The following is a 4,918-nucleotide window of genomic DNA, read 5'->3' as shown; positions in this document are numbered from 1 at the left end:
CCCCCCCCCCCCCCCCCCCCCCCCCCCCCCCCCCCGCCCCCCCCCCCCCCCCCCGCCCCCCCCCCCCCCCCCCCCCCCCCCCCCCCCCCCCCCCCCCCCCCCCCCGGGAACCGTAAAGTAGCGGCTGCACCCTCGATGGCTCAGGGCTTGGCGGTGTAAACCGTGTCGGTCGGCCCCCAGCCGCTGATATAGACGATCGCCGGTTCGTCCCGCGTCAGGGCGAAATGCGCATCGTTCGCGCCTTCGGTATAGAAGCTGCCCGGCGGCAAGGCCTTCACCTTCGCTTCGTCGGCGGTGGCGCCATAGCCGAAATACCAGGTACCGCTGACGACCACCGCGCTGCGTTCGTCGCGGTGGGTGTGCGCCTGGATCCGGGTATGCGCGGGCACCCGGATCTCGATCGTGTAGGGGCCGGCCTTGGTGGGATCGCCGAGCAGCACGGTGGTGCGGATGCCGGCGACACCGGAGGTCCCCGGCCCTGCCCCGCCCTTTGCCAGCGCCTCGATCTCCGCCGGCGTCAGCCGCACCTGCTGGGCGTGGGCGGAGAGGCTGGTCAGCAGCGCGAACGGCACGATACCGGCGGCAAGCAGGGACATCCTCATCGGCCGGACTCCAGGAAGGCCTTCACCAGCTTGACCGTGGCGGCGGGGTTTTCCTCCATGATCCAGTGGCCGGAATCGGGGACGACCCCTTCGGTCACGTTGGTGGCGCCGGCGCGCATCACCGCGGCCATGGTCAGCCCGAACGACTTCTCGCCGCCGAGTGCGAGGATCGGCATGTTCAGCTTCGCACCGGTGGCGAGCCAGGCGCGGTTGTCGACCGCGTCCTGGTCGAAGGCCGCGAACTGGGCGAAGCCGGAATGCATGCCGCCGGGTCGTGCGTAGAGCGCGGCATAGTGCTGGCGCGACTTCTCGTCGAACCGCGCCGGATTTGCGGAGAACTCGTTCCAGAAGCGATCGAGATAGATCCGCTCGCGCCCGGCGACGAGGCGCTCCATGTCCGGTCCGCCGAAGCGGAAATGCCAGAGCAGCGGGTTCTTGAGGATCTCTTCCCAGGGACCGACACCCGGCACCGGCGCGTCGATCAGCACGAAGCGGCCGACCCGGTCGGGCTGTTGGGTGGCAAGGGCGAAACCGACCATGTTGCCGATATCGTGCGTGACGAGATCGAACTTCTGGATGCCGAGCGCGGCGAGCACGCCCTGCATGTCGCGTCCCTGGTTCATCTTGTCGAACCCGCCGGCGGGATGGGCGGACAAGCCCATGCCGCGAAGATCGGGCACGATCACGGTGTGATCGTCGTCGAGCGCGGCGGCGAGCGGGGACCACATGTCGCCGGTCTCGCCATAGCCATGGAGCAGCAGCACGGCGGGGCCGTGCCCGCCGACGCGGACATGGATGGTGGTGCCGTTCGTGGCGATTTCCTGCGTCTTGAAGGCGGCCGGGAACGGCGCGACCTGCGCGACGGCGGGCGCGGCGACACAAAGTGCCGTCGCCATGAGAAGGGATTTGAGCATTGGGACTTCCTCGAGCCTGGGATCCGGTTTTCGCGAGGAGAGTGTCCGGCCCGCCTGCCCGTCTCAATGCCAGTGCGGGCGCCAGACGTTACCCGGACGGGTAAAGTCAGGCCGAGACCGGGAGCGTCGGCCAGCGATCGACGATGCGCTGCCCATCGAACAGCGCGATGTCGCCGAACTGGAGGAACAGCGCCTCGCTCTGGTTCGGGCGCAGGAAGACATAGTCGTCCGGGTGCAGCGCGACCCTTGCCGAGCCGGTGAGCAGCTCCTGGTTGCTCGACCGGCCGAACAAGCCATTATATTCAAGCCCCGGCGGCGAGACCGGCGTGGCGAGCCAGTGGCCGCCATAGACGAAGAAGCCCTTCTCGGTGTTCGGATCGAAGAAGTTGATCGGCCCGGATAGCCATTCATAGCCCGGCAGGCGGAAGCGCTGCTGTGCCTTGATCACCGGCGTGGCGATGAAGGCGGCGGGCAGATGCGGCTCGAGCGTGGACACGTCGAAGTCCACCGGCTTCACAAAGGCCGAGCCGACCGAGACTTCGTTCGCCACCGTGCCCTTGCCGGCATGGAGCGCATAGGTGGGGCTGCCGGCACCGTTGAGGGTGAGCCCCGCGAGGTCGATTCCGGCAGACCTCATCGCTGCTATTGATTTGCGATAGCGGCTCTGCGCCTCGGCATAGGCGGCGTCGGGATCGAGCATCTTCACGACATGCGGGTCATAGCCCATCAGCCCGGAGAGGCTGAGCAGCGGGTTGGCCCGCGCCTGCGCCACCGCCCTGGCCAGGCTCTCCGAGTCGGGGAAGCCGCCCCGGTGCAGACCGACATCGATCTCGAATGCGACACGGATCGGGCGGCCGATGCCCTGCGCGATCCCGGCATATTGGACCAACCGCTCAGGGGTATCGACCAGCCACTGCACCCTGGCGCCGGCCTCCGGGCTGTGGCTGCGCAGGAACGCCGCGGCTTCGATCGCCGGCAGCGGCTTGCCCAGCAGCAGGTCGGCATCGGGATGCGACCGCGCCATGTCGGCCAGCATCGCGCTGTTGAACACCATCAGCCGGTTGGTGCCCATGCCGGCCATGACATGGCCGATCAGTCCCGGCGCGGGCAGCGACTTGACCACCACGCGCAGCGGCAGGCGCGACGGCGCCAGCACCTTCTTCGCGGCGGCGATATTGTGATCCAGCCGCTGGCGATCGACCACTAGGATGGGATGCGCGATGCCGGCGTCGCGCAGCGCCCTGCTCAGCTTGAGGAAATAGGCGTCATGCGCGCCGCCCCGGTCGCCCTTGCGCAACGCCGCGACGCCGATGCCGCCGGCGACCACCGCCGCGCCGCCGACGATCATTGCCCGGCGGCCGAAGCGGCGCGTCTTTTCAGGAGCGTCAGCCATGTCCCAGAATAGCCTTCAGATAGGGGTTGAGCATCCGCCCCTGCGGATCGAGCGTGCGGCGGATCTCCATCGCATCGCGCCAGCGCGGATAGAGCGCGGCGAAGTCCTGTGCGCCCAGCGAGTTCATCTTGCCCCAGTGCGAGCGCCCGCCATGGCGGCGCAGGATCGGCTCGATCAGGGCGAAGAAGAAGTCGTGGTCCTCCTTGTAATAGGCATGGACCGCGACCGATCCGCTCTCACGCTGGTAGAAGGGCGAGAGCCAGGCATCGTCCGCGGCGACGATCCGCGCCTCGAACGGGAAGAACACGTCACGGCGATGCGTCTCGACCGCATCGATCACCTCGCGCAGCGCGGCGACATGCGCCTCGATCGGCACATGATATTCGATCTCCTTGAAGCGCACCGGGCGCTCGTTGGAGAGCAGCTTCCAGCCTTCGTCGACCGCGATCTCCGGCGCGATGCGGTCGAGCTCGCGCGCGGCGATGGTGCGGCGAAAGCCGGGGGCGAACTCGAACACATCGCGCAGCGTCTTGAGGCTCATCAGCGTCTCAGCGTCCGCATCGGGGCCGCGCGGCTGGACCGGGTCGCTGGTCACGTCATGGGTGATGACCGCGCAGCGATTGGTGAAAGGCAGCACGAGGAACTCGGCATTGCGGTGCCGGGCGCGCAAGGCGGGCCAGTCCTCGAGCACTTCGCGGGTAGGCCGGATCTCGACGCGCTTGCGCACGCGGGTGAGCGGCCAGTTCTGCAGCGTGACCTGGGTCACCACCCCGAAAGCGCCGAGATTGACCCGGGCGGCGTTGAAGATGTCGGCATTGCGGGTGGCGTCGCAGTCGAGGATCTCGCCCGCGGGCGTCGCCAGCCGCATCGCGATCACTTCGCCGTGCAGCGCCTTCAACCCCTTGCCGGTGCCGTGCGTGCCGGTCGCCAGCGCGCCGGCGAGCGACTGTTTGTTGATGTCCGGCAGATTGGGCATTTCCTGCCCGATCGCGGCAAGCGCGCTGCCCAGCTCGCGCAGGCGGGTGCCGGCCCAGACCGTCGCCTGATGCTTCGCAGCATCATGGCTGACCAGGCCGGTCAGCCCGTCGAGCGTGAGCAAGGTGCCCTCGGTCGGCACCAGCTGCGAGAAGGAATGGCCCGAGCCGACCGGGCGCACCGGCGCCGGGCCGGACTTGAGCAGCGCGACCAGCTCGTCCTCGCTGGCGGGCGCGGCGCGCCTGGCGGGATAGGATTGCGCGGTGCCCGCCCAGTTGCGCCACAGCAGGTTGCCCGCCTTGTCGGCGAGCGGCGGTTCGGGGGGCTCGCGGTCGAGCCAGAGCCGGCGACCGGCAAGCCCCCCTGCGGTCAGCGCCCCCGCACCGACCACACCCCCACCGACCAGCAGCGCGCGGCGCGAAATCCGGGCCATCGCTCAGCGCCCCGCCATGAAGCGGATCAGCGCGGCATAATCCTCGGGCTTGCAGGCGAAGCATTGCCCGCCCGGCGGCATGCCGTTCAGCCCGGCCACGGCGTTGCGGGTGAGCTCCTGCTCGCCCTTGGCCCAGCGAGGATCCCAGGCATTGCGGTCGCCGGTCAGCGGCGCGCCGGTGTCGCGCACAGTGTGGCAGGCCTTGCACGAGGTCTCGTAGAGTTGGGCGAGGTGCGTATCGCCGGGCTGCATCGCCGCGCTCTGCGCCTCGGTGATCGGCGACGGGCGGGCAGCGGGCGTTCCGGTGGAACCGCCACAGGCGGACAGCGCAACCAGGCTCGCCACGGCCAGGCTTCGCGCCCCTGCCCTCCAGCCAGAAGCCCCACGCAATTCCCCCCGCGGCAAGGCCATGCGCACCCCCATTGACACTATAAATTAGTCATGGCTAACTAATAGTCATCGCTAATCCGGTCAAGAGCCGTACGCGAGGGGGACTGGGTGGCCGACCAAGCGAACCAAGCATTGTCCGATACCCGAAGGGGGGGGCGCGGCGGCCCCCCCCCCCCCCCCAAAGAAAAAAAACCCCGCGCCCGCACCCCGG

The 4,918-nt window shown here is 69.2% G+C and carries 5 protein-coding genes; all 5 read right to left on the bottom strand.

Annotation, left to right across the window (positions count from 1 at the left end; genetic code table 11):
• Positions 1–140: 140 nt before the first annotated feature.
• Complete coding sequence (locus tag AAHM44_RS24665) at positions 141–602, bottom strand: cupin domain-containing protein (protein ID WP_342251644.1); 462 nt, start codon at positions 600–602, stop codon at positions 141–143.
• The gene (locus AAHM44_RS24660; RefSeq protein ID WP_269576007.1) at positions 599–1,516 is read right to left on the bottom strand and encodes an alpha/beta fold hydrolase; all 918 of its coding nucleotides are present in this window, start codon (positions 1,514–1,516) and stop codon (positions 599–601) included. The genes AAHM44_RS24665 and AAHM44_RS24660 overlap by 4 nt, the downstream gene beginning before the upstream one ends.
• A 106-nt stretch (positions 1,517–1,622) precedes the next feature.
• Positions 1,623–2,909, bottom strand: a complete 1,287-nt coding sequence (locus AAHM44_RS24655; RefSeq protein ID WP_342251643.1) for an alanine racemase — start codon at positions 2,907–2,909, stop codon at positions 1,623–1,625.
• Positions 2,902–4,317 (bottom strand): D-arabinono-1,4-lactone oxidase, encoded by a 1,416-nt coding sequence (locus AAHM44_RS24650; RefSeq protein ID WP_342251642.1) that lies wholly within the window; start codon positions 4,315–4,317, stop codon positions 2,902–2,904. The genes AAHM44_RS24655 and AAHM44_RS24650 overlap by 8 nt, the downstream gene beginning before the upstream one ends.
• Positions 4,318–4,320: 3 nt before the next feature.
• Positions 4,321–4,662 (bottom strand): c-type cytochrome, encoded by a 342-nt coding sequence (locus AAHM44_RS24645; RefSeq protein ID WP_342251641.1) that lies wholly within the window; start codon positions 4,660–4,662, stop codon positions 4,321–4,323.
• Between the last annotated feature and the right edge of the window lie 256 nt (positions 4,663–4,918).

The sequence above is a fragment of the Sphingomonas sp. OTU376 genome (genome assembly GCF_038440415.1).
Taxonomy (GTDB): Bacteria; Pseudomonadota; Alphaproteobacteria; order Sphingomonadales; family Sphingomonadaceae; genus Sphingomonas; species Sphingomonas kyeonggiensis_A.
The sequence above is the reverse complement of the archived record's forward strand: the minus strand, read 5'-3'. Positions and strand labels throughout refer to the sequence as shown.

Coding starts and splice junctions, on each gene's coding strand:
- AAHM44_RS24665 (WP_342251644.1), bottom strand. CDS start 602: ATGAGGATGTCCCTGCTTGCCGCCGGTATCGTGCCGTTCGCGCTGCTG.
- AAHM44_RS24660 (WP_269576007.1), bottom strand. CDS start 1,516: ATGCTCAAATCCCTTCTCATGGCGACGGCACTTTGTGTCGCCGCGCCC.
- AAHM44_RS24655 (WP_342251643.1), bottom strand. CDS start 2,909: ATGGCTGACGCTCCTGAAAAGACGCGCCGCTTCGGCCGCCGGGCAATG.
- AAHM44_RS24650 (WP_342251642.1), bottom strand. CDS start 4,317: ATGGCCCGGATTTCGCGCCGCGCGCTGCTGGTCGGTGGGGGTGTGGTC.